Below are 22,354 nucleotides of genomic sequence, written 5' to 3'. Positions count from 1 at the left end.
CTACCCCCGGTACCCGATATCCGCACCGGTCGGTACTCGATACCGCCCTACCGGTACTAAATAGCGTCGCGCGTCATTCAAGGCCCAAGCAACGATTTTCAGCGAGAATTCCGCCACAATCACCCCGAATCGCTTCCATCAAAAAGTGTAGTCTTCATAACCCGCCAAGATGACCGAGAATGTGACCTCCTGTCGCTGATTCTCGCCAGCCAAAACATTGGAGTCGTACGAATTGACAGCGACGGCGAACTCAGTAAAGAGCTATTACCAATAGATAACTTCGGAAGACTGGTTACGGAACATGGCAACACCACGGTGGCAGTAGCTTGGATCCGCCATTTTTCACGCGAATCTATAAAAAATATATCCTGCGCTAAAGAGGAAATAATTTATATCAAAGATCAGGCAATATCCTACATACAAACGCTTGAAGAGATTGCTTTATTTAGCGTAAACCATTTTTGTAACGCTCGGTCACGGCTTGCACAAATTCAGCTCGCCAATTCTATTGGACTTACTACCCCTCAAACGTCAATTGGATATGAAGCGGCGTTTCCCTTTTCAATTGCCAAACCGATTGGCCCCCACTGGGTAGAACCGACTCCGGGAACACTTCTTGGAGCTATGCCTAAACGTTTGAAGCTAGATGAATCAACTCGTGATGAGCCGGTACCTCTCCTATTCCAGAAGTATATGAACTCAGAGTATGAGCTCCGCTGCTACGTAATCGACCAAGAAGTTATCGTTTTCCGAGTATCAGGATATGACAATGCAGACGACCTGTGGCAAGAGAACAACGGCGTGAGCGTATCTCTATATAAATCTACCCAAAGATTAAAAGATATTCTAATTGAATACTCCCAACTATCCGGTTGTAATTTATGTGCCATCGACCTCCTAATACAAGGAGGTGACCCAATATTTCTTGAATGTAACGTTTGCTTCGATTGGCTATTCTACGAAGACCGAGCTGGCACGAATCTCGTCTCCAACGCCATTGCTAGATATTTACAAAGGACTTTAAACGATGCTTAGAATAGCGACAGTGGGCCATTTTCGGTTCAAGGGACCGTACCTCGTTTGGGACAACCCTCTAGAGCAAACTCAGACAATCTTAAACCAGAAGGCAAGGGAGGAACTCTTCCGCTTACTAGATAGTCAAACTATTAGTGGAGTAACGGTCGTGTCTAGCGAAGATTCATTTCCGGAACTCCAGAACTTAGGGGTACTACAGCATTTTTCTAATGAACCCCCCAATACCGAATGCACGGTTCTAGATATGTGGCCCGATACTCCTCCGCTCGCGCGCGACTACGCATTTGCCAGCGGAGTCCGTTCCGGCGAGACAATCGCTCAACTAGATGAGCATCACCAGCATTTAAGGGAAAAACTCGCGCTCACCGGCCCACCGCATCATGTATGGGAGAATCCGATTTTCGCCAAGCAGGAATTGAACCTTCCGCACGGCGAGACAATAAGCTACACCAGAAGCTTCAAATCTGTTTTGAATTCTCGAAAATCTGCACGTTTTACGAATACAGAGCTAAAATCAATTAGCCTTAGGTCACTAGCATCAATCCTTTACGATTCCGCAAGCTTTTCAAAGCGCCCAACAACAAACGAACAGAAGTCCGGAAACATCCATTTTCGTTCGGCCCCATCTGCCGGAGGATTGTGCTCAACCGAGCTCATTGTCCGCGTTAGTAGATGCGATTCAATCGACGATGGTTATTATTTATACCACCCGAAAAACCATTCCTTACTGTTTCTCAATCATCTAGAGCCCTATAAGGAATGGAAGACCGCGGTTGGGAAACAATCGCATGTCGTGGATGCCCCAATACATTTTATTACTGTTGGTGATCCTCGAGTCATATCCTGGAAATACGAAAGTCTAAACTCGATTCGAACGCTCTGGCTAGAAATTGGGCACCTTAGCCAAGTTATTCAAATGGTTGCTACAGCCACTGGCCACCTCTCTCGGGGCATTTCTCTCTTTCGGGAAGACATCATCGCTGACAACGCGGGACTAGATTGGCGATCTTTCCTCTGGGGCATGCTAATTGCAGTTGGGCCTAAGGACGACTGAGATGGCTTTGTTATAGGAGGAGCATTGAATATAAATGAAGTTGATCGCACCAACCCAAGTGATTTTAGACTATTCCTGTGGTCTGACCTCGTGGCTCAGATAGCCGGGGTAGGAGCCGGGCTTGCTATTCCGGTGGTCACTCTACGCTTGAGCGATAGCCTTACCCTTGCCGGCCTGTATGGAACCATCACCGGAATAGCTGCACTGGCAGGCGGAATCATCGGCGGCTCTCTTGCGGATATGTGGCGCCGCAAGCCACTCATCATTGTGACCAACGCTCTGGCCGGGGTACTCAACCTCGCGTTAGCGAGTCTCATCCTATCCGGAAGTTTCTCCCCCATGGTCTTCGGTGCGCTTCTCGGGAGCATGATGTTCTTTTACCGGATAGGTCAAGCTTGCTCCGACCCTTGCCTGCCCCAGCTCGTTGAGGAAGAACAGCTCGCCGCCAAACAAGGGCTCATCCAAGCACGTCTGCAATTTGCGGGACTCATCGGCCCCACTGTGGGCGGCGCGCTTCTAGAAGTCAACGTGGCACTGCCCTTCGTGTTTGTCGGTCTGGCAAATATCCTCACCATTGTCTTCTTCCTCTTCATCAGGGCTCGCCTAGACCCCACAAAGAAGGCAGAGAACAAGCTCCTACGCACGACGAAGGAAGGCTTAGCCATCGTGGCTCGCGCGCCACTACTTCGCGGGCTCATTGCCATGCAAACACTGTCGAACTGCGCAATTAACGGCTCGCTGTTCATGGCGGTCCTCATACTGGAGGAGGGGAATAACCCTGGATGGGTAACGGGACTAGCCCGCACGTCCATAGGCCTCATCGGGATTGTGGGGGCTTTGTCGACGGGTTGGTTGCAGAAGAAGTTCTCCTTCGCCACCCTTCAGGTAGGCACATGCGCCTGGGTTGCTGCATCAATCGCATGTGGTGCCCTGCTCAGCCCCAGCCTGTTGATGATCATCCCCTTAGGGCTGTCTGTTCTTACAGCCCCAGCCGCCGGCGCGGTAACCTATGCCGCACTCCACAGGCTTCTGGCAGAAGAAACTTTTGGCCGAGTCACCAATATCCAAATGAGCACCGTCGTTTCACTCTCTAGTGTGTGTGGTCGACCCCGCTGGCCGCATTGTCTCATCGCTGGACCTTGACCACTGGTTTGTGGGCCAATGCGCTCGCCGGGCTCCTCGCTATCGGGCCTGCCCTTATCTTTGTGCGCCGAGCCGATCGCGTCCTTGCGCAAGCAGACGCGAGGGAGAAAGGGAATTCCCCTAGCCACTCATGAGCGCAAGTCAACTGTTCCTATGAATGAGACTCGGCTTCTTCTTTGTGATTCCACGGAACGATGGCGCTGACATCAGTGGTCTGGCGAGTTTTCCACAGATCGTATTCCTCTTGAGTCCGAGCCAGAACTCCGCGGAATTCCCAAAGTAGGCCGACCAGCGCAAGGCCATATCGGCGCTGATACCGAGCGCACCGCGGGTGATTTTGCAGACTTGAGAGCGGGTAGTGCCAATGTCGTTGGCCAGGCGATACTGGGTAATTCCGCAGGGTTTGAGGAATCCTAGGAGAAGAATTTCTCCGGGATGCGGAACGGGAACAACATCAACATGATTGCGTGCTTCAGTGGTAGTCGATAAAGTCAACGCCAACAGCTCCTTCGGGGGCCTAAACGACAGGATGTGTTGGTGAACTTATATGTTTAGCCCATCTGGCCTTCTGGTATTAGGACTATTTCACTTATCCGGAGGGATAACGCAGCCTCGGACCTGAAATACCGTCGGGGACGTGCTGATGTGCTAGGTGCCGAGGTTCAAGACGATCCGACTCAGACAACGAATGAAACGGGCCCACAACTCCAGGCACAACAACACCCTCCTAAGGGAAAGTGTTGCAACGACCCTCTGAGCTCAAGAGGGGCATATAAAACGGGAGAAACCCCCATCTCCCACCGCGTATAGCGCGGTAAGAGTGGGGGCTTCGAAAGCGTGAAGCTCAGTAAAATTACTTGAGCTCGACGGAAGCGCCAGCCTCTTCCAGCTTGGTCTTAGCAGCCTCAGCGTCGTCCTTGGAAGCGCCTTCGATGATGGCCTTAGGTGCACCCTCAACCATTTCCTTAGCTTCCTTCAGGCCCAGGCCGGAGACGAGCTCGCGGACAGCCTTAATAACGCCGATCTTCTTAGCGCCAGCGTCGGTCAGAACGACGTCGAACTCGGTCTGCTCCTCAGCAGCGGCAGCGCCGCCCTCAGCCGGAGCGCCCGGTGCAGCAGCGGCAACCGGTGCAGCAGCCTCAACGTCGAAGACGTCCTCGAATTCCTTAACGAACTCAGACAGTTCGATGAGGGTCATTTCCTTGAAAGCTTCAATGAGCTCGTCCTTGGTGAGCTTAGCCATGATGGCAAGTCCTTTCTGTGTTGTGTGCTTGTTCCCCGGTGATGAGGTAGCAAGCACGGTGTTTTATATGTGCGTCTGTCGTGACGACTTAAGCTTCTGCTTCCTTCTTGTCCTGCAGAGCAACAACGGTGCGAACCGCCTTGGTTGCAGGAGCGTTGAAGACAGCGGCTGCCTTCGCCATAGAACCCTTCATAGCGCCAGCCAGCTTTGCGAGGGTGGTCTCGCGGTTGTCCAGCTTGGCGATGGCCTGAACCTGCTCCGCAGACAATGCGTCGCCGTCCATGTAGCCACCCTTGATGACGAGTGCCTTGTTGTCATCAGCGAACTTGGTGATGACCTTCGCAGCATCTACTGCCTCGCCCTTGATGAACGCAATTGCGGTCGGGCCAGTCAGCAAATCATCAAGACCTTCGATGCCAGCTTCGTTGGCAGCGATCTTGAAGAGGGTGTTCTTGGCGACGGAGTAGTCAACGTCAAAGCCCAGGTTGTTACGCAGCTCCTGCAGCTGGGATACGGTCAGGCCGCGGTACTCAGTCAAAACGACGGAGCTAGAATCGGCCAGCTTTTCCTTCAGCTCTGCCAAGTCTGCAGTGTTCTTTGGGTTTGCCATTGTCTCTCGCCTCCTTCCAAAACATCTCTTTTATTTTCCGCCGGGGCCTTCCGAAAAGAAAAGCCCCGTGCAAGAGCACAGGGCGTGCGACATGAGAAATGTCGCGGAATGCGCAAAGTGTCTCCTGCGTGGGCCGCCTCCAAGGTGGAGAACTTTCAATCCTTAGTGGATGACCAACGGTCTTCGGTGAACTTTGACTCGGCCACAAGGCCGTTCAAACTTCACAAGGGATACTACCGCGCTTTCCTCGTATTCCCAAATTGCCCACCCGCGTAGGCTATTTAGTATGACTTCCCTCATGTGGTTTCGCGATGACCTGCGCTTATCCGATAACCAGGCCCTTACCCGCGCCGCGGAGGCCGCCGCCGATAAAAACGGTTCAACGCCAGAGTTAGTGGCCGTTGTCCTCGATGAGCCCGCCTACCCCGGCAGCCGGCCGCTCGGTGGCGCCACTCACTGGTGGCGGGAGCGTTCGCTCTATGCCCTAGCGCAGGAGCTTGCCTCCCGTGGGGTGAAGCTTATGCGCGCTACCGGCGATGCCCGCACCGTCATTCCCCGCATCGCCCGCAAGGTTGGCGCCGATACCGTCACCTGGACCCGCCGCTACCACGGCCCGCTGCGCGAGGTAGACGCGAGGGTCAAAGCAACGCTTGCCGATGCCGGAATTAACGCCATCTCCTGCCCCGGTTTCACCCTCGTGGAGCCATGGGAGGTCACCAATGGCCAGGGCAAACCTTATAAGGTCTTTACTCCCTTCGCTGCCGCCGCGCGGTCCCAGCTCGCTGATGACGAACCGCTGCCCGTGCCGGAATTGCTGGCGGGGCGGGAGATGGGGGCATCGGCAAGCAGTAGCTGGCCCAACCCCAGCGCCGATGAACCGCAGTGGGCTGCGTCGCTCGCCCAGTATTGGACTCCCGGAGAGGCCGGTGCGCGCGAACGCCTAGCCCAGCTCGACTTAGCTCACTACGCCGAGGAGCGCGATATACCCGCGCGCAACGCCACGTCCCTGCTCTCGCCGCACTTGCGCTTTGGCGAGGTATCCCCGCGCGAGGTCTGGGTGGCCGCCGCCGAGGAGCCCGACGCGGAGAAATTTCAGTCCGAGTTGCTGTGGCGCGACTTTTCCTGGCACCGGCTCTACCAGCTGCCCGATCTGGCCACCCGCAACGTGCGGCAAAACTTCGACCGCTTCGACTGGTCCTGGGATGACCCGCGGCTGAAGGACTGGCAGGAGGGCACGACAGGCATTCCGCTTGTCGATGCCGGCATGCGCGAGCTCTGGCACACCGGCTACATGCACAATCGCGTGCGCATGGTGGTGGGTTCGTTTCTTACCAAGAACCTGGGCATCCATTGGCGCCTAGGCGAGGAGTGGTTTTGGGACACCCTGGTGGATGCCGACGCCGCCTCCAATCCATTTAACTGGCAATGGGTGGCCGGGTGCGGCGACGATGCCGCACCCTTCTTCCGCATCTTCAACCCGGAAAACCAGGCCCAGCGCTTCGACCCGGATGGTGCGTATATCCGCCAGTGGGCGCCCACGCTATCCGCCCCGCCCATCGTGGACCTCAGGCAGTCGCGCCAGGCGGCCCTAGATGCCTACGCCGAGATCAAAGACGCAGACTAATGCCCAATACCTAGGCCCTTCGTTTACACCGTAGGGCCTGATGATCGATGCAAAAGACCCCAAGGAAAATCCTCGGGGTCTTCGTTCACGCTCTATGCGCTATCACCGTCTTAGTCGGTGTAGCCCTTCTGCACGGAGCCGTCCACAGGAATACCTGGGCCGGAGGTGGTGGAGATGGTAGCGCGCTTGATGTAGATGCCCTTTGCGGAAGCAGGCTTCAGGCGCTGGATTTCATCCATGAGGGCGCCGTAGTTCTCAGCGAGCTTCTCAGCATCGAAGGAAGCCTTACCAAGGATGGCGTGCAGGTTTGCAGCCTTGTCCACGCGGAAGGAGATCTTACCGCCCTTAACCTCGCTAATTGCCTTAGCAACGTCATTGGTCACGGTACCGGTCTTCGGGTTAGGCATCAGACCACGTGGGCCCAAGACGCGGGCGACGCGGCCAACCTTGGCCATCTGGTCGGGGGTAGCGATGGCAACGTCGAAGTTCAGGTTGCCCTCGTTGATCTGCTCGATCAACTCGGAGGTACCAACGATGTCAGCGCCAGCTTCCTGAGCTGCGGTAGCCTTTTCGCCCTCTGCGAAGACGGCGACGCGAACGTCCTTACCGGTGCCGTTAGGCAGGGAAACGGTGCCGCGCACCAGCTGGTCAGCCTTGCGTGGGTCAACGCCCAAGCGGAAGACGACGTCAACGGTGGCGTCGAAGTTCTTGGAGGAGGTCTCCTTGGCCAGCTTTGCGGCCTCGATCGGACGGTACAGGCGGGACTTATCTACCAGTTCCGCAACGGCCTTATAAGCCTTAGACTTGGTGCTCATTTAACAATTCCTTTTCTGGATTGGCGTGGTATTTGGCGGGCCGAAGCTGGCCCTACCACATAAAATTTTTACTTCTCCGGTGCGCCATCGATCTCGAGGCCCATGGAGCGGGCGGTACCAGCGATGATGTGTGCGCCGGCCTCGATGTCGCGGGCGTTGAGGTCCTCGAACTTGGTCTGTGCAATTTCCTTGCACTGATCCCAGGTGACGGAGCCGACCTTATCGGTGTGCGGGACACCGGAGCCCTTCTGAACGCCTGCGGCCTTCAGCAGCAGCTTGGCTGCCGGCGGGGTCTTCAGCTTGAAGTCGAAGGAGCGGTCTTCGTAGACGGTGATCTCAACAGGGACCACGTTGCCACGCTGGTTCTCGGTAGCGGCGTTATAAGCCTTGCAGAATTCCATGATGTTGACGCCGTGGGCACCGAGTGCCGGGCCAACTGGCGGTGCCGGGTTAGCGGCGCCAGCCTCGATCTGCAGCTTGATAAAGCCAGATACCTTCTTCTTTGGAGCCATCGAATTACCTCTTTCCTGTGGTACCGGACCTGCGTCACGATGAATAACGCGGCCCGTCCGGATGCTCACCTCAGTGGGCCACCGGAGGATGAAACGATTTTCGCGTGCGCACGCAAAAGGCGCACGGCGTTCCAGTCTAGAACACCGTGCGCCCTGCACAAAATCATTTTTTAAGAAATGCGCTCGATTTCCGTCGGCGACAACTCCACTGGGGTTTCGCGGCCGAAGATGGAGACTAGGCCCTGCATCTTGCCGGTCTCCGGGTCAATTTCGGAGATGGTGGCGGACACGGCAGCTAGCGGGCCGGACAGGATGGTAACGGCCTCGCCCACCTCGAAGTCGTGGGCGTACTTCTTGGCCACTTCCTTCTCCGGCATTTCAACGACCTGCTCGCCCTCTTGCTCGTTCGGGGCGGCCTCGCCCTTGGTGGCGGGAGCTTCATTCGGCATGAGGAACTTAGCCACGTCGCGAGTCTTCACCGGCGTCGCGTTGCCTTCGTTGCCCACGAAGGAAGTAACGCCGGGGGTTTCGCGGATGACGGACCAGGCGGCATCGTTTAGCTCAGCGCGTACCAGAACGTAGCCCGGCAGCAGCTTGCGCTTTACAATCTTCTTCTTGCCGTCCTTGTTTTCCATGATCTGCTCGATGGGGACGACTACCTCGAAGATGGAGTCTTCCACCTCAAGGGTCTGCGCACGCATGTCGAGGTTCGTGCGCACCTTGTTTTCGTAGCCGGAGTAGCACTGGATGATGTACCACTGACCCGGCTGTTTCTTCAGCTCGCGGGTGAATTCGCGCAGGCGCTTGCGGTAAGCGGCGTCCTCAGCTTCTTCCTCGGTTTCGGCGGAAGCCTCTGCCGTGCCCTCTTCTGCGGCGAGCTCGGACTCCGCCGCAGGCTCGGCCTCCGCCGAAGGGGCATCGGCAAGCGCAGCGTCTTCTGCGCCAGCGGTGTCAGCCTGAGCCGGTGCTGCGGCCTCCTCTTGGGCGTCCTCGACTGCGCTGGCGTGCTCTGCAGCCTGCTCCTGCACGTTGGACTGCATGGCCTCCTCTAGGGAGGTTCCTGGGTTTTCGACGTTATTCTCGTCGCTCATGAGTGGTACTCCAAAATGTCATCGGCGCGTGTTGTAGAACCAGCCTACCCGCGGCGCGTGTGGGCAAAAAGTATCCCGCCGTTCCGGAGTGCGGAAACAGCGGGATAAAAGTTTATAGGACCATTCTAGCTAATTAGTCAGAATCTTCTCAACTCCGAGGCCGGCCAGGGTATCGACGCCCCAGACCAAGGCGGTCATGACGATCAAGAAGGCGAACGTGATAAGGGTGTACTGCACCATCTCCCCACGGGTGGGCCAAACCACCTTCTTCATTTCAGAGACAACCTCACCGGGGAATGCGGCGATGCCGCCACCCGGACTATCGGTGCGGTTTTTATCCTCAACGCGGACGACGTTCTTCTTCGCCGAGTCCGTGGAGGTCGTGGAAGCCGCACCAGAAAGCTGGCGCTTACCGGTGGGACGCGGGGCCGCCGAGCCGTTCGGCTGCTGCTCATCGCTCACAGCTAACCCTCCTTGGGAAATGAAATCTTTTTCCGGGCGCGAAACCCCGCCCAGACATAACTTTGTCAACCCTAGCAAAAGCTGCACGGGCAGGAAAGCACGCCAGGGCGGGTGCGCCAATCTGTGACAAAAATATCCCCGCCACCTGGAAAGCTGGTGACGGGGATTCTTGCAGGGGCGACAGGACTCGAACCTGCAACCTACGGTTTTGGAGACCGTTGCGCTACCAATTGCGCCACGCCCCTATTTTCTTATCCGTGACGCTTGAACGTCACGCGCCGATGACCTTACCAGATCCCTAATTCCGCACGGAAACCAGTGCTCCGCTAAGGCCATAGGCACGGTAGTAAAAAAGCGCCGTAGTGGCGCTTTTCTTTCCCGGTAGCGATGGCGAGAATTGAACTCGCGACACAGCGATTATGAGTCGCTTGCTCTACCACTGAGCTACACCGCCATGGTGAACACCTTCATCCTGAAGGAAGGTAATTCCTCCAGACATGAATGGAGCCCCCTGACAGAATCGAACTGTCGACCTTTTCCTTACCATGGAAACGCTCTGCCGACTGAGCTAAGGGGGCATATCCCAGCATCAAGCACGTCAATATTTCGTTGTGCTCTCCGTTGCGGACTTCAATAATGTAACCTGCCACCTCCACTTTGCACAAATCGCCACGTCAGCGTCCATAAGTGGGGAATTTTCTGCGGCTTAGACGATGGTGCTCCTGCCCGCCCGATGTGCTTGAATGAAAGGCATGCTGGATCATAAAGACTGTCTTTCTCTCGACGCCGCGAAGCTCTACTACAACTCCGGTTTTTCGCAGGCGGAGGTGGCGGCGCACCTGGGGATTTCCCGGCCGACGGTCTCCAAATTGCTCACCCACGCCGCCGAGCGCAGCTTTGTCACCGTGAGCATCACCGATCCCCGCGAGCAGTCCGATGAGCTGGTTTCTGCGCTCTGCGAGCGTTTTTCGCTTGCCGATGCCCGCGTCACCGCCACTCCTCCCGGCGGATCCCTGCTTGCGGATCTAGGCAGCGCCGGCGCCGCCCTACTGGAAGAGCTCATTACCGATCACACTTCAGTGGGGCTTTCCTGGGGCGAAACCATGTCCGCGGTGGCCTCCCACTTGCGCAAGCGTCCGCTAGAGGGCGTGGACATCGTCCAACTCAAGGGCGGACACTCCCACTCGGAGCGCTCCACCAAGGATCTGCACACCATGCAGGCGTTTACCCAGGCTTTTAATGCGGAGGCGCACCTACTCCCCCTCCCGGTCATCTTCGATTCCGTCGAGGCCAAGGAGTGGGTCGTCCGCGACCGGCATATCTCCACAATCCTCGATATGGGGGCGTCGGTAGACGTGGCGGTATTTACCGCGGGGGCCATCGAAAAGGAGTCCCTGGCGCTGAACCTGGGCTACCTCACCGAGGAAGAAAGTGAGGAACTTCTCACCAACGCCGTAGGCGATGTCTGTTCCCGCTTTTATACCGCCGAGGGCGCCATCGCCTCCCCCGCCGTGGATGCGCGCACCGTCGGCATCGATTTGAAGGACTTAGCCCAACGCCCCACGCGCGTGCTCGTTGCCGGTGGGCACACCAAAACCCGCGCCATTAATGTCGCCCTTGAGATGGGCTTGGCCACCCACCTCGTGACTGATCAATCCACAGCTCACAGGCTATTGGAGCTTAATTAACATAAAACGCGTCACACTTAAGGAACATTTGTTAACTTTTCTATTGACATTGGTTCCGGGCGGGCTAGACTAACCCATGTACACACCCGAAGTTCACATGGAGGAGCACGTCAATGTCCGCCACCGACATTTCCACCCCGCACATCAACCCGCACGGCGCACCAATCGCAGAGACCGTCCTGCTGCCCGGTGACCCACTGCGCGCGAAGTTCATTGCTGATAACTTCCTCGAAGACACCGTCCAATTCAACGAGATCCGCAATATGCTGGGCTTTACCGGCACCTATAACGGCAAGCCAGTATCCGTCATGGGAACCGGCATGGGCATCCCGTCCATCGGTATTTACTCCTGGGAGCTCATCCACAAGTTCGGTGCGAAAAAGCTCATCCGCGTCGGCTCTATCGGCGCGATGCAAGAGGACATCGAATTGCACGATGTCATCGTTGCTTCCTCTGCCTCCACCGATTCCAACTTCTTGTCCCAGTATGACCTGCCAGGCACCTACGCCCCCACCGCATCGTGGAAACTGCTTAAAGCGTTGGTGGATGAATCCGAGAAGCAGAACCAGCACATCCACGTGGGCAATATCTTGAGCTCGGACATCTTCTACAACATGGACCAGACCGTGAACGACCGTTGGGCACACATGGGCGTGCTCGGCGTGGAGATGGAATCCGCGGCCCTCTATGCCACCGCCGCCGAGGCCGGTGTTGACGCCTTGGGCCTGTTTACCGTCTCCGACAACATCGTCACCGGCAAGCAGCTTTCCGCTGAAGACCGTCAGACCGCCTTCCGCACCATGGTGGAGCTTGCTCTGCCGCTCAACGCGCTGGATTAATAAGGACCCACCGCCATGCTGAAAAAAGTTAAGGCCACCCCGGGTGAGCGCACCCAGGTAAACCCCAAGGCCGCCGTCCCCATCCTGCTGTTTGTCTTCGTCTTCTCCCTTATCATTGACAATGGTTTCAAGACGATGACCATGCCGATCGCGGAAGCGCTCGAAATTTCCGATAAGACCGCGTCGCTGCAGGCCTCCCTGGCCGGCGTGATCATTGGTATCGGCGCCGTCGTCTACGCCGCCTTGGCGGACTCCATTTCTATCCGGAAACTGATGCTTACCGGCATCGTTTTTGTGGCCGTGGGTTCCATCCTGGCCTTCGTCTTCTCTGGTTCGTGGGCCATGATATTAACCGGCCGCCTGATTCAAACCACCGGTTTGGCCGCCGCTGAGACACTCTATGTCATCTACGTGACCAAGCACTTGAGCGAGGATGATCAAAAGACCTACCTCGGCTTTTCCACCGCCGCCTTCCAGGCTGGCCTGCTCATTGGCGCGCTGACCTCCGGGTTCATCTCCACCCACGTGTCTTGGACGGCGATGTTCCTCATCCCGCTCATCCTCCTGCTGACCATTCCGCCCATCATTAAGAATGTGCCGGAAGATGAGGCCGTGGAAAGCCACCTGGACGCGCTCGGCCTGTTCTACGTTGCCCTCTTTGCCAGCGCTCTTATCTTGTTCATGCAGGATTACACCTGGTACTGGCTCATCTTCGCCATCGTGGGCGTTGCCGCATTCATCGTGCACATCAAGAACGCGAAGAACCCCGTGGTTACCCCGGAATTCTTCACCAATGGCCGCTACGTGTGGACCATTATCATGGTGCTCTTTGTCTATTCCACGCAGCTGGGCTTTATCTTCCTGCTGCCGTTTGCAGCCCATGACATGCACGGCATGAGCTTGGATCAGGCCTCGCTGTTGATGGTGCCGGGCTATATCTGCGCCATCCTCGTCGGCATCTTTTCCGGCAAAATTGGCAAGGTCATGTCCTCTCGCGCCACCATTTACACCGCCTTTGGCATGGTTGCCGGCGCGCTCTTGTTCGCCGCGTTCTTCGCGCAGGTTCACGTTTCCGTGCTCATCATCGCCATCGTGGCCTTTGCCAGCGGCTTTGCCCTGATGTACGCCCCACTGGTCAATACCGCTTTGCGCAATATCAGCGCAGCCAAGTCCGGCATCGCCATTGGTTTCTACAACCTCACCATCAATATCGCCGTGCCCCTGGGCATCGCTTATACCGCCAAGCTGCAGGAATCCACCAGCTACACCACCACGCTGTTGGTCCTCACCTTCATCGCCGCCATCGGCTCTGGCCTCTATGTGGTCTCTGACCTCAAGATGGCCCGTAAAGAATCCGCTGCTATTTCCTAAAGGAGAAAATCATGACTTCTCGCAACGACGTTGCTTCCTACATCGACCACACCCTGCTCAAGCCAGAGGCCACCCCGGAGCAATTCCGCGCCCTGGTAAAAGAGGCCACCGAGCTTGGCACCTACGCCGTGTGCGTCTCCCCTTCCGCCCTGCCGCTCGAGACCCCGAAGTCCCTCCATGTCGCCACGGTCGTGGGCTTTCCCTCCGGCGCCGTCAAGCCGGAAATCAAGGCCGCTGAAGCCGCCCGCGCGGTTGCCGATGGCGCCGAGGAAGTAGACATGGTCATCAACATCCCGCTGGCCATCGAGGGCCGCGCCGAGGAGCTGCAGGCAGAAATCCAGGCCGTGCGCGATGCCATCCCGGGCAAGGTGCTCAAGGTCATCATCGAGTCTGCCGCGCTTTCCGATGCCGCCATCGTCCTCGCCTGCCAGGCCGCCGCTGCCGCCCAGGCGGACTTTGTCAAGACCTCCACCGGCTTCCACCCCGCCGGCGGTGCCTCCACCCACGCCGTCAAGCTCATGCGCGAGACCGTAGGCGACAAGCTGGGCGTGAAGGCCTCCGGCGGCATCCGCACCGCCGAGGATGCTCTCGCCATGATCGAGGCCGGCGCCAGCCGCCTGGGGCTGTCTTCCTCTGCCAAGATCCTCGAGGAGCTTTAAGCCATGTCTGTGGATAAGACCTTCGATTTCGACTACGCCCGCACCTGGGCCGAACACGATCCGGATGCGGACACCGCCCGTCAGGTGCTCACGTGGATCGAGGAAGATAACTCCGAAGAACTCGCCGCCGCCTTCGCGGGCCCCCTGAACTTTGGTACCGCGGGCCTGCGCGCCGCCGTGGGCGCGGGCGAATCCCGCATGAACCGCGCCGTGGTCATTCGCACCACCTACGGTCTTATTACCTGGCTCAAGCAGCAGGTCGATACCCCGGTCGTTGTCATCGGCTGCGATGCCCGCCACGGCTCCGCGCAGTTCCAGCGCGATGCCGCGCAGGTTATCTCCGCCGCTGGCGGAAAGGCCTTAGTCCTGCCTGCGCAGAATCCGACCCCGCTGACCGCCTTCACGGTGCGTTCCTTAGGCGCGGACGCCGGCATTATGGTTACCGCCTCCCACAACCCGCCTGCCGATAATGGCTACAAGGTGTATCTGGGTGGCCGCGTTGCCACCGGCCCGGGCGAGGGCGTGCAGCTCATCTCCCCAGCCGATAAGGAAATCGCCGCCGCCATCGCTAAGGCCCCCTATGCCGATGAGGTCCCGCTCACCTCTGATCACATCGAGGACGTCAATACCCGCGCGGAGTACCTCGACCGCGCCGCCACGTTGGTCGGTGAAAATACCGATATCACCATCGCTCTGACCGCCATGCACGGCGTAGGTGCCGAACTGGGTAAGGAACTGCTGTCTCGCTGCGGCTTTACTGTCTCGCTGGTGCCAGAACAGGCCGCTCCCGACCCAGATTTCCCCACGGTTTCTTTCCCCAACCCGGAGGAGCCCGGCGCCCTAGACCTTGGCATTCAGCATGCTGAGAAAATCGGTGCCGATATCCTTATCGCTTATGACCCTGACGCCGATCGCTGCGCCGCCGCCGTGCCTACCGATGGCACCTGGCGCCAGCTCAGTGGCGATGAGACCGGCGCCTTGCTTGGCGATTACCTCGCCCGCCGCGGCGCTACCGGCAACTTCGCCAACTCCCTCGTATCGTCCCGCCTGCTCGGGCGCATCGCCGCACACTACGGCCTCGGCCACGAGGAAACCCTGACCGGTTTCAAGTGGATCGCCCGCACCCCGGAGCTTGCCTTCGGCTACGAAGAAGCCATTGGTTTCTGCCCCGATCCCAACGCAGTGCGCGATAAGGACGGCATCTCCACCTCCGTGGTGCTCGCCAGCCTCGCCGCCGAATGCAAGGCCGCTGGAAGCAGCCTCCTAGGCCTCTTGGATGACATCTACGCCACGGTCGGCGCCCTGCACACGCAGCCGCTGACTTTCCGCGTCGAGGACTTGAGTCTGATTACCCAAGCAATGGACAAGGTCTCTGCCACCCCACCGACCGAGCTCGCCGGCTCCCCGGTGTCCAAGGTGGAAAAGTTTGCCCAAGGCTCGAAGTTCTTCACCGATAACGATGACCGCGTTATCGTTCGGCCCTCCGGCACCGAGCCCAAGCTCAAGTGCTACCTGGAGTCCCCCGACGCCGGTCGCCTCGATGCCATCGCGGCTGATTTGCGCGATTACTTCGGGCTCTAATCCGCCCGCTTACTGAAAACAGGTTTATGGGCCAGCAGGATTTCGCCACCATAGCGCGAATCTGCTGGCCCATAAGACTTTATAAGGCGGACTAGAGCACAAGGGCTCTTCTTTCCCTACGCGGGAAGCGCCCAACTCGGGCGGGCCCTCATGCCCTCAGGTCAATTACTTAACATCCAAGTATTCGACTAGTTCTTCCGCAATCTTTTTCGCACCCGTTGGGCCAAGACCCAAGAACCAGAGGTCATCGCTGACGCGGAAGGCCTTGCCTTCCTTCACCGCTGACAGATTCTTAAATTGTTCGGATTCAACAATTTTGTCCTCACCAGTGGCCGATGGATCGCCATAGCTGGAGTAGAACAGGTAATCTCCGTCTGCCTCAGAAATGGACTCTGGAGAAATCTCCGCTGCCAGCTCATCAATGTCCTGGTTTTCAGGGCGAGCCAGTCCTGCATCGCGCAGAATGACACCGATAAGGGACTTATTGGCGTACAAGCGGATCTTATCCGGCATGAATCGAAGCATAGAGACCGTCGTGTCCTTCGGCATCTTCTCCTTGATTTCAGCCAAGGTATCCGCATAGTCATTGAGGATATCGACGGTTTTCTCCTCTTCACCGAGCGCATCACCGATCAGCCGGAAGTCTTCCTTCCATGGATATCCTGGGCGGATAGCCAACACGGTCGGCGCGATATCGGAAAGCTGCCCGTACAGATCGTCCACGCGCAGTTGGCTGCCCACAATGAGATCGGGCTTGAGCTCCGCGATTTTTTCGACATTTACCTCCTGAATGGTGCCCACCGAAGGTACGTCTTTCACCTTGTCAGCCAGATAATCCGGCACTGGATTCGCACCCTTAGAGGTAACCATGCCTACCGGCTTAATCCCCAAGGACAGCACAGAGTCGAGCTCACCCATGTCCAGCACCACGACGCGCTCTGGCTTCTCTTTAATCTCAGTTTCACCATTGGCGTGCTTGATGGTGCGGGGGAATTGGCCCGGCTCAGCATCAGTTCCCAACTTGGCGGTTTCTTCATCAGCGGTACCAAAGCGCTCACCGCTATGGGAGACGCTTTCATTGCCCGGACCGCCCTTGGAATCGTCATTTTCGGCAGCACTGCAAGCAGACAGTGACAAGGCAATGGCGACGGCGGCAGCCATGCTTGATAGCAGGCGTTTTTTGTTAAACATTATTTCTGACATAATGGTTAGCCTAAGCTAACTTACTTATTTATTGAAAATAATATGACGCATACCAAATCAACGCTCCCCCCAATGGGTGTACCGAATACTCGTCGCCGCAGGTGGCGGGTCGGCGCCTTCCTTGCACTTGCACTTTTGCTAATGGTGCTTCTGATTGTGCTCAGCCTGTTCATCGGCGCGCAGTCTTTTACCCCCTCTGAAATAGTCGCAGGCCTCCGCGGCGGCCCCGGCAGCAGCACGGCTGGAGACATCCTGTATGAGCGACGAATCCCACGCACCGTCGCCGCCATCCTCGCGGGTACTGGGCTCGCGGTCGCCGGTTGCATTCTCCAGATCATCACCCGAAACCCGCTGGCAGATACCGGAGTATTCGGCATGAACGCCGGCGCCGCCTTCGCGGCCGCGCTCGCTCTTAGCGTATTCGGGCTATCTTCACCCCTAGCTTTTACCGCCGCTGCCTTGATCGGTGCGGGTGGCACCATGCTATTAGTTGCGCGCCTTGGCCGAGACATCTCTGGCGCCATAGATCCGCTCCGTATCGTGCTTGCCGGCGTGGCGTTAAGCGCTGTGTTCGAAGGCCTTTCTGAGGGCATGTCACTCCTAGATCCGCAAGCCTTTGCCCGAATCAAGGCATGGATGGTGGGCAGCATGGATATTGCTTCTACCACCCCGCTTTATCTCATGGGGTGCGGATTGGCCGTCGCCGCAGTGATGTTGGTTTTCCTAGCGCCCCGCCTGACCGTCCTGCCGCTGGGTGAACACGCTGCAGAAGCACTTGGCATCAACGTAGCCCAAACCCGCGCACTGGCCCTCTTTGTTGTATCTTTGCTCGCCGCAACGACCACTGCCGCAGTCGGCGTCTTAGCATTTGTCGGCATGCTTGTCCCCCATTTGGTTCGCCAAGTAGGCATCACCAATGAGCGCGATCAGATTTGGATTAGTGGGTTAATCGGTCCAAATCTGCTTCTCTTCGCCGACATCATTGGGCGGCTTATCTTGCCCGGCGAGTTACCCGCCGGAGTAACCGTCGCAATAATCGGTGCTCCTTTCCTCATTTTCCTTGCACAACGCAAGCAGGTGGTTCTATGAGGACCACAGACCTAAATGCCACGCGAGCCGCTACCACCTCGGTACGCACCATCGCTGCGCGATACCGCCGCCGCGAAACAATTGTGCTTTTTGTGGGCGTCGCCGCAGTCCTTCTCGCTGCCGTCGTAGCGCTGACGTACCCTGGCGCAGGACTAGATCGCGTGTCGGCTTGGCAGGCGCTTATTCACCCCGACTCCGGCTTCGGCACCACCGTAATCTACGAATGGCGCTTGCCCAGAGTCACCGCTGCCATCGTGGTAGGGGCTGGCCTCGCTATTGCCGGCACGCTTTTTCAGACCGTAACCCGCAACCCGCTGGGCTCGCCCGACATCATTGGTTTTAACACCGGTGCCTATACCGGGGTGATCGTGGTGAGCTACTTAGGGTTCAGCAGTTTTATTAACGTCGCATTAGGAGCGGTGGTTGGGGGCGGGATCACCGCACTGATCATCGTCGTCCTAGCCCTACGCAGGCAGGTAAGCGGCATGCGACTCATCCTGGTCGGTATCGGAGTCTCCCTTACGCTCTCCGCGGTCAACCGTTACCTCATCTTGAGCGCAGATTTGGACACGGCTATGGCTGCGGCCACGTGGGCTGCTGGTTCGCTCAACGGCATTGAATGGATTTTCGTCGGCCCAGCGGCCATCGTGCTGGCACTAATCATCGTGCTAACTTTCACGTTGAGGTCGCGTTGCGAGGCCCTAGAGCTTGCCGATGACACCGCCTACTCCCTCGGCCTAAATGTAACCCGCACCCGCCTTGTTCTAGTGTTCCTCTCTGCCCTTTTAACAGCACTGTGCACCGCGCTGGCCGGTCCGATTTCTTTCGTAGCCTTAGCGGCACCACACCTGACAAGGTTCCTTACCGGTGGCCAACGAGTCAGCCTCCCTGCTGGTGCACTTATCGGCGCCACCTTGCTATTGGTCTGCGACATCATAGGGCAACAGCTTTTCCACCCCACCATGCTTCCGGTTGGCGTCGTAACCGTCACCTTGGGCGGCACATACCTGATCATCCTCATGCTCTTCGCGCACCGCACCTACCGCAGGTAATTTTGAAAGGACTTTCCCCAAAATGGCTTTCCCAGATTCAGACAGCGATGGAGACATCGCGGTAGCAGTACAGGGCGCTACCGTCACTTACGGTGACTTCACCGCCGTAAACAACGTAAGCGTGGATTTCCCGCGCGGAAAATTTACGTGCATTATTGGCCCCAATGGCTGTGGCAAATCCACGCTTCTGCGCGCTATGGCGCGAGTATTGCCCACAGAGGCAGGCACTATTTCCTTAGAAAACAAAGCGATTGATTCTTTCGGCCGCAAAGAATTATCGCGGCGCATCGCGCTCATGGCCCAAGATGCAATAGCCCCTGAACATCTCACCGTAACGGAACTGGTAGCACGTGGCCGGTTCGCACACCTGGGAGCGTTGGGGCAACGCAGCAGCCAAGACTTCGACAAGGTATCCCAAGCAATATCGACGGTGGAACTGGATTCGCTGGCTGACCGGCGAATGAATGAATTATCCGGCGGTCAACGCCAACGCGCTTGGTTGGCCATGGCGCTAGCCCAAGACACCCCAGTGCTCCTACTGGATGAGCCCACAACCTTTTTGGATTTGGGCTATCAGCATGACTTGCTCACTCTGGTGAGAAACCTCAGCGAAAACGAGGACAAAACAGTCATCGCCGTAGTACACGACCTCCAGCAAGCGATACGTTTCGCCGACCATCTAGTAGCGATGCAAAGCGGGCAGTTAGTCGCCCACGGAAATCCCGTGGACATAATCACCTCAGAACTAATTGAGCACCTATATGGCCTACCCGTAGAGGTTACCAAGGCTGGGCAGCAAGGACGGACAGTAATCATTCCAGACTGAAGTTTGAAGTGTCCCAGGTTTTTCCTCTGAGTAGACGGGAAATCTGAACTAGGGCCTGACCCCCGGAAAGTAGACACATCGGGGGTCAGGCCCAGCGGATTCATAAGGCCTTGGACTACGCCACCCCACAAAAAGTGGAAACCGAATACTATCTCACTCAGCCCATCAACACAGGGTCGTAAACGGAGCGGAACTCAACCCAGGACGCTTCAAAATTTGGGAATCACCTACCCGTGGCCATTTCCTCTTTATCTTTATCCGGCCATACGGTCACTACTTTGTACGTGTTGTAGACCATTGCTACGAATACAACAATATTTCCAAAGATGAGCCACTGCGGTGCATCGTTCGGCAGAACTATCTGTAGAACAGCACTCACGAAACACAGCATTGCAATGTTCGTACCCAACGAGATGATCAGCATTCTACGTCCAAGGCTCATTTTTATCCCTTACTTTTTCGTGTTTCTTATATTTATCCGCACTGGTCAGCGGCTGTTATGATAGAGCCAGATGCGTTTGCCATGGTAACCGCAGCCATCGTAGGCCCAATAGGGCCTGTGAGCGGCGCGGACGCGACTTCGACTGCGGATCCCACAGTTGCTGCGCCCCCTAGAAGGACAGCCCCCGCACACCCAGCAGCAGACCGAGTCTGAATGAGAGTTGCGTCGACCAACTCTGGATCAACATTCGTTGAATACTTTGCAGCGATCTGGTTGCCCTCTACCGAGTATTCGATGTTTACTTTCTCTCCAGTGATGAGAGTCTTTGAAGTGGGCAGAGCTTCTTCTTTGCCATTCGGGCTTTCTACAACTACTGCGTCTGCTTCTTTATGAACATTGCCGTTTACTACTTCAGCGGAGTATCCACTCTCATTAGCGTCATTGATTACGAGAAGTGCCTGTTGCTCCTCCTGGGCCTTAGCAATCCTTTCCTTAAGGACATCATTTCCCGTCCCTGTGTTGGTTGACTGCTGAACCTCGTTCTGAGAATTTTCTGCGGATGTAGCGACTGGCACTGGTACGAGTACAGAAGCTAGTGCGATAGAAGCAGCAAGCTTAGTTCCAAACTTCAAGGAAAACCTCTTTTTGAATTCTGGAATACGAATGAACTCAGGTGGATGATAAGGTCTGCGCTCGTCCTGCGCAAGACATAACTGGAATATCCCCTTTTGACCTTTAAGCCCCAAGACACACTTTTTGTCGCATATGCCACGAAGCCCCACAAGCTTCAGCTTGTGGGGCTTTATGTTGTGCCAGGTAGAAGATTCGAACTTCTGAAGGCAATGCCGGCGGATTTACAGTCCGCTCCCTTTGGCCGCTCGGGCAACCTGGCATGCACTCTGCGGTGCGTGTATGTACTTTACTATGAATCACCCACCTACCTCCAAATCGCCAGCGCAGCGGGGAGAAATGGAATGTTAGGAGGGGCCACCAGCAAGCAGCTAGCCCACTCGGCGAACGGTGTAATCCGCGAGCTGGCGCAGCGCTTGGCTAGCGGAATTTTCCGGCAGTACGGAAAGCTGTTCTTCTACCGTGCGTAGGTAGGCATTAATGTCCTCTAGCGCCCTCTGCCGGCCGCCAGACTGGCGCAGGAGGGCGATGGCACGCTCGACCTCAGCATCGGTTTCTAGGGGTCCTGTCAGCAGCTCACGCAGCTGGTCGCCCACTTCCCCGTCCTCTTCCAGGGCGTAGAGGACGGGGAGGGTAAACACGCCCTCTCGCAGGTCGGTGCCCGGGGTCTTTCCGGAGTCTTTCGGATCGGAGAAGATATCGATGACATCGTCCACGATCTGGAAGATCATGCCGATGGCACCGCCAATGCGGTACAGCGCCGCAGCGTGGTCGGCCGAGGCGCCGGAGTGGTACGCGCCGAGGTAACCGGCAGAGGCGATAAGCACCGCGGTCTTTTCCTGAATAACGGCCATGTAGTGGTCCACGGGGTTGGCTTCACCGGCACCGATGGTCTCGCGCATCTGGCCGGTCACCAGCTCTTCAAAGGTATCCGCGAAGTGGCCCACGGTATGGGTATCTAGTTGGCTCATCAGGCGGGAGGCGTGCGCGAGGAGGGCATCACCGGCAAGGATGGCCACGGAGTTATTCCACCGGGAGTTGGCGGATTCCACGCCGCGGCGGCGGTCCGCCTCATCCATCACATCATCGTGGTACAGGGTGGCAACGTGCACCATCTCCACAACGGTGGCGGATTTAATAACCTCTTCACAGCCCGGTTTGGCGCCGTACTCAGAGGCAAGCAGGGCCATCATCGGGCGAAAGCGCTTGCCGCCCGCCTTGGACAGATGGCTTACCTTGTCCTTCAAGAAGTCCTGGCCGCGGTCAGTTTCACTGCGCAGCTTTTCTTCTACTGCTTCCATGCCCGCGCCAATGCGTTCATTAAGCTGTGGATCACCAAGATCCACGTGAGTGGCATGCGAGTGGCCGTGAGTCATTAAATAGCG

The 22,354-nt window shown here is 57.1% G+C and carries 22 protein-coding genes and 4 tRNA genes; 12 read left to right on the top strand and 14 right to left on the bottom strand.

Features of this window, described 5'->3' with window-relative positions; all coding sequences use genetic code 11:
* The first annotated feature begins 315 nt into the window (after nucleotides 1-315).
* From QP908_RS08800 to QP908_RS08790, 3 genes are all read left to right on the top strand, one after another.
* A complete protein-coding gene (locus tag QP908_RS08800) occupies nucleotides 316-1,035 on the top strand; it encodes an ATP-grasp domain-containing protein (RefSeq protein WP_239270077.1) in 720 nt (239 codons plus the stop codon).
* A 148-nt stretch (nucleotides 1,036-1,183) separates the two neighbouring features.
* Entirely contained in the window at nucleotides 1,184-2,089 is a 906-nt protein-coding gene (locus QP908_RS08795; RefSeq protein ID WP_284772092.1) for a SagB/ThcOx family dehydrogenase, read from the top strand.
* A 24-nt stretch (nucleotides 2,090-2,113) separates the two neighbouring features.
* Nucleotides 2,114-3,232 carry an MFS transporter gene (locus tag QP908_RS08790; protein ID WP_284772091.1) on the top strand — a complete coding sequence of 373 codons (1,119 nt, stop codon included), beginning with the start codon at nucleotides 2,114-2,116 and terminating at the stop codon, nucleotides 3,230-3,232.
* Nucleotides 3,233-3,373: 141 nt separating this feature from the next.
* Here the strand turns inward: QP908_RS08790 and QP908_RS08785 are convergent, their stop codons facing one another.
* From QP908_RS08785 to rplJ, 3 genes are all read right to left on the bottom strand, one after another.
* Nucleotides 3,374-3,727, bottom strand: coding sequence for a HigA family addiction module antitoxin (locus QP908_RS08785; protein WP_239270074.1), 354 nt, complete (start codon nucleotides 3,725-3,727; stop codon nucleotides 3,374-3,376).
* Between the two features lie 358 nt (nucleotides 3,728-4,085).
* Nucleotides 4,086-4,475, bottom strand: coding sequence for a 50S ribosomal protein L7/L12 (gene rplL / locus QP908_RS08780; RefSeq protein ID WP_023025160.1), 390 nt, complete (start codon nucleotides 4,473-4,475; stop codon nucleotides 4,086-4,088).
* Nucleotides 4,476-4,563: 88 nt separating this feature from the next.
* A complete protein-coding gene (gene rplJ / locus QP908_RS08775) occupies nucleotides 4,564-5,085 on the bottom strand; it encodes a 50S ribosomal protein L10 (RefSeq protein WP_023025159.1) in 522 nt (173 codons plus the stop codon).
* 286 nt (nucleotides 5,086-5,371) lie between these two features.
* Here rplJ and QP908_RS08770 point away from each other — a divergent pair, with 286 nt between their 5' ends.
* Complete coding sequence (locus QP908_RS08770; protein ID WP_239270073.1) at nucleotides 5,372-6,709, top strand: cryptochrome/photolyase family protein; 1,338 nt, start codon at nucleotides 5,372-5,374, stop codon at nucleotides 6,707-6,709.
* A 110-nt stretch (nucleotides 6,710-6,819) separates the two neighbouring features.
* Here the strand turns inward: QP908_RS08770 and rplA are convergent, their stop codons facing one another.
* The 7 genes from rplA to QP908_RS08735 form a co-directional block, all read right to left on the bottom strand.
* Nucleotides 6,820-7,524 carry a 50S ribosomal protein L1 gene (gene rplA / locus QP908_RS08765; protein WP_239270072.1) on the bottom strand — a complete coding sequence of 235 codons (705 nt, stop codon included), beginning with the start codon at nucleotides 7,522-7,524 and terminating at the stop codon, nucleotides 6,820-6,822.
* Nucleotides 7,525-7,592: 68 nt separating this feature from the next.
* Nucleotides 7,593-8,036: a 50S ribosomal protein L11 gene (rplK, locus tag QP908_RS08760; protein WP_237791528.1), complete on the bottom strand. Its 444-nt coding sequence runs from the start codon at nucleotides 8,034-8,036 to the stop codon at nucleotides 7,593-7,595.
* 170 nt (nucleotides 8,037-8,206) lie between these two features.
* Nucleotides 8,207-9,127, bottom strand: coding sequence for a transcription termination/antitermination protein NusG (nusG, locus tag QP908_RS08755; RefSeq protein ID WP_239270071.1), 921 nt, complete (start codon nucleotides 9,125-9,127; stop codon nucleotides 8,207-8,209).
* 129 nt (nucleotides 9,128-9,256) lie between these two features.
* On the bottom strand, nucleotides 9,257-9,589 hold the full coding sequence (secE, locus tag QP908_RS08750; protein ID WP_239270070.1) for a preprotein translocase subunit SecE: 333 nt from the start codon (nucleotides 9,587-9,589) through the stop codon (nucleotides 9,257-9,259).
* 172 nt (nucleotides 9,590-9,761) lie between these two features.
* Nucleotides 9,762-9,834 (bottom strand) — tRNA-Trp (locus tag QP908_RS08745).
* Nucleotides 9,835-9,971: 137 nt separating this feature from the next.
* Nucleotides 9,972-10,043 (bottom strand) — tRNA-Met (locus QP908_RS08740).
* A 48-nt stretch (nucleotides 10,044-10,091) separates the two neighbouring features.
* Nucleotides 10,092-10,167, bottom strand: a tRNA-Thr gene (locus QP908_RS08735).
* Between the two features lie 174 nt (nucleotides 10,168-10,341).
* Here QP908_RS08735 and QP908_RS08730 point away from each other — a divergent pair.
* From QP908_RS08730 to QP908_RS08710, 5 genes are all read left to right on the top strand, one after another.
* On the top strand, nucleotides 10,342-11,277 hold the full coding sequence (locus tag QP908_RS08730; protein WP_239270069.1) for a sugar-binding transcriptional regulator: 936 nt from the start codon (nucleotides 10,342-10,344) through the stop codon (nucleotides 11,275-11,277).
* A 113-nt stretch (nucleotides 11,278-11,390) separates the two neighbouring features.
* Complete coding sequence (gene deoD, locus QP908_RS08725; RefSeq protein WP_239270068.1) at nucleotides 11,391-12,116, top strand: purine-nucleoside phosphorylase; 726 nt, start codon at nucleotides 11,391-11,393, stop codon at nucleotides 12,114-12,116.
* Nucleotides 12,117-12,131: 15 nt separating this feature from the next.
* A complete protein-coding gene (locus tag QP908_RS08720; protein WP_284772090.1) occupies nucleotides 12,132-13,487 on the top strand; it encodes an MFS transporter in 1,356 nt (451 codons plus the stop codon).
* An 11-nt stretch (nucleotides 13,488-13,498) separates the two neighbouring features.
* A complete protein-coding gene (gene deoC / locus QP908_RS08715; RefSeq protein ID WP_239270066.1) occupies nucleotides 13,499-14,146 on the top strand; it encodes a deoxyribose-phosphate aldolase in 648 nt (215 codons plus the stop codon).
* Nucleotides 14,147-14,149: 3 nt separating this feature from the next.
* Nucleotides 14,150-15,727: a phospho-sugar mutase gene (locus tag QP908_RS08710; protein ID WP_239270065.1), complete on the top strand. Its 1,578-nt coding sequence runs from the start codon at nucleotides 14,150-14,152 to the stop codon at nucleotides 15,725-15,727.
* Between the two features lie 165 nt (nucleotides 15,728-15,892).
* On the opposite strand, the gene QP908_RS08705 is transcribed toward QP908_RS08710, so the two are convergent.
* Nucleotides 15,893-16,930: an ABC transporter substrate-binding protein gene (locus tag QP908_RS08705; protein WP_239270064.1), complete on the bottom strand. Its 1,038-nt coding sequence runs from the start codon at nucleotides 16,928-16,930 to the stop codon at nucleotides 15,893-15,895.
* A 141-nt stretch (nucleotides 16,931-17,071) separates the two neighbouring features.
* Between QP908_RS08705 and QP908_RS08700 the strand changes: the two genes are divergently transcribed.
* Genes QP908_RS08700 through QP908_RS08690 form a run of 3 tightly spaced genes read left to right on the top strand, consistent with a single transcriptional unit; the run spans nucleotide 17,072 to nucleotide 19,897 of the window.
* On the top strand, nucleotides 17,072-18,019 hold the full coding sequence (locus QP908_RS08700; RefSeq protein WP_239275285.1) for a FecCD family ABC transporter permease: 948 nt from the start codon (nucleotides 17,072-17,074) through the stop codon (nucleotides 18,017-18,019).
* The gene (locus tag QP908_RS08695; RefSeq protein WP_284772089.1) at nucleotides 18,016-19,071 is read left to right on the top strand and encodes a FecCD family ABC transporter permease; all 1,056 of its coding nucleotides are present in this window, start codon (nucleotides 18,016-18,018) and stop codon (nucleotides 19,069-19,071) included. The genes QP908_RS08700 and QP908_RS08695 overlap by 4 nt, the downstream gene beginning before the upstream one ends.
* Nucleotides 19,072-19,093: 22 nt before the next feature.
* Nucleotides 19,094-19,897 (top strand): ABC transporter ATP-binding protein, encoded by an 804-nt coding sequence (locus tag QP908_RS08690; RefSeq protein ID WP_239270061.1) that lies wholly within the window; start codon nucleotides 19,094-19,096, stop codon nucleotides 19,895-19,897.
* 474 nt (nucleotides 19,898-20,371) lie between these two features.
* Here the strand turns inward: QP908_RS08690 and QP908_RS08685 are convergent, their stop codons facing one another.
* The 3 genes from QP908_RS08685 to QP908_RS08675 form a co-directional block, all read right to left on the bottom strand.
* Complete coding sequence (locus tag QP908_RS08685; RefSeq protein ID WP_239270060.1) at nucleotides 20,372-21,121, bottom strand: hypothetical protein; 750 nt, start codon at nucleotides 21,119-21,121, stop codon at nucleotides 20,372-20,374.
* A 28-nt stretch (nucleotides 21,122-21,149) separates the two neighbouring features.
* Nucleotides 21,150-21,231: transfer RNA gene (locus tag QP908_RS08680), tRNA-Tyr, on the bottom strand.
* Nucleotides 21,232-21,340: 109 nt separating this feature from the next.
* Nucleotides 21,341-22,345: a polyprenyl synthetase family protein gene (locus tag QP908_RS08675; RefSeq protein WP_239270059.1), complete on the bottom strand. Its 1,005-nt coding sequence runs from the start codon at nucleotides 22,343-22,345 to the stop codon at nucleotides 21,341-21,343.
* Between the last annotated feature and the right edge of the window lie 9 nt (nucleotides 22,346-22,354).

The sequence above is a fragment of the Corynebacterium sp. MSK204 genome (genome assembly GCF_030229885.1).
GTDB lineage: Bacteria > Actinomycetota > Actinomycetes > Mycobacteriales > Mycobacteriaceae > Corynebacterium.
This window is presented reverse-complemented; position numbering and strand designations above follow the sequence as displayed.

Coding starts and splice junctions, on each gene's coding strand:
- QP908_RS08770 (WP_239270073.1), top strand. CDS start 5,372: ATGACTTCCCTCATGTGGTTTCGCGATGACCTGCGCTTATCCGATAAC.
- QP908_RS08720 (WP_284772090.1), top strand. CDS start 12,132: ATGCTGAAAAAAGTTAAGGCCACCCCGGGTGAGCGCACCCAGGTAAAC.
- deoD (WP_239270068.1), top strand. CDS start 11,391: ATGTCCGCCACCGACATTTCCACCCCGCACATCAACCCGCACGGCGCA.
- QP908_RS08690 (WP_239270061.1), top strand. CDS start 19,094: ATGGCTTTCCCAGATTCAGACAGCGATGGAGACATCGCGGTAGCAGTA.
- QP908_RS08700 (WP_239275285.1), top strand. CDS start 17,072: ATGGTGCTTCTGATTGTGCTCAGCCTGTTCATCGGCGCGCAGTCTTTT.
- rplA (WP_239270072.1), bottom strand. CDS start 7,524: ATGAGCACCAAGTCTAAGGCTTATAAGGCCGTTGCGGAACTGGTAGAT.
- QP908_RS08710 (WP_239270065.1), top strand. CDS start 14,150: ATGTCTGTGGATAAGACCTTCGATTTCGACTACGCCCGCACCTGGGCC.
- nusG (WP_239270071.1), bottom strand. CDS start 9,127: ATGAGCGACGAGAATAACGTCGAAAACCCAGGAACCTCCCTAGAGGAG.
- deoC (WP_239270066.1), top strand. CDS start 13,499: ATGACTTCTCGCAACGACGTTGCTTCCTACATCGACCACACCCTGCTC.
- QP908_RS08675 (WP_239270059.1), bottom strand. CDS start 22,345: ATGACTCACGGCCACTCGCATGCCACTCACGTGGATCTTGGTGATCCA.
- rplL (WP_023025160.1), bottom strand. CDS start 4,475: ATGGCTAAGCTCACCAAGGACGAGCTCATTGAAGCTTTCAAGGAAATG.
- QP908_RS08695 (WP_284772089.1), top strand. CDS start 18,016: ATGAGGACCACAGACCTAAATGCCACGCGAGCCGCTACCACCTCGGTA.
- QP908_RS08705 (WP_239270064.1), bottom strand. CDS start 16,930: ATGTCAGAAATAATGTTTAACAAAAAACGCCTGCTATCAAGCATGGCT.
- QP908_RS08730 (WP_239270069.1), top strand. CDS start 10,342: ATGCTGGATCATAAAGACTGTCTTTCTCTCGACGCCGCGAAGCTCTAC.
- rplJ (WP_023025159.1), bottom strand. CDS start 5,085: ATGGCAAACCCAAAGAACACTGCAGACTTGGCAGAGCTGAAGGAAAAG.
- rplK (WP_237791528.1), bottom strand. CDS start 8,036: ATGGCTCCAAAGAAGAAGGTATCTGGCTTTATCAAGCTGCAGATCGAG.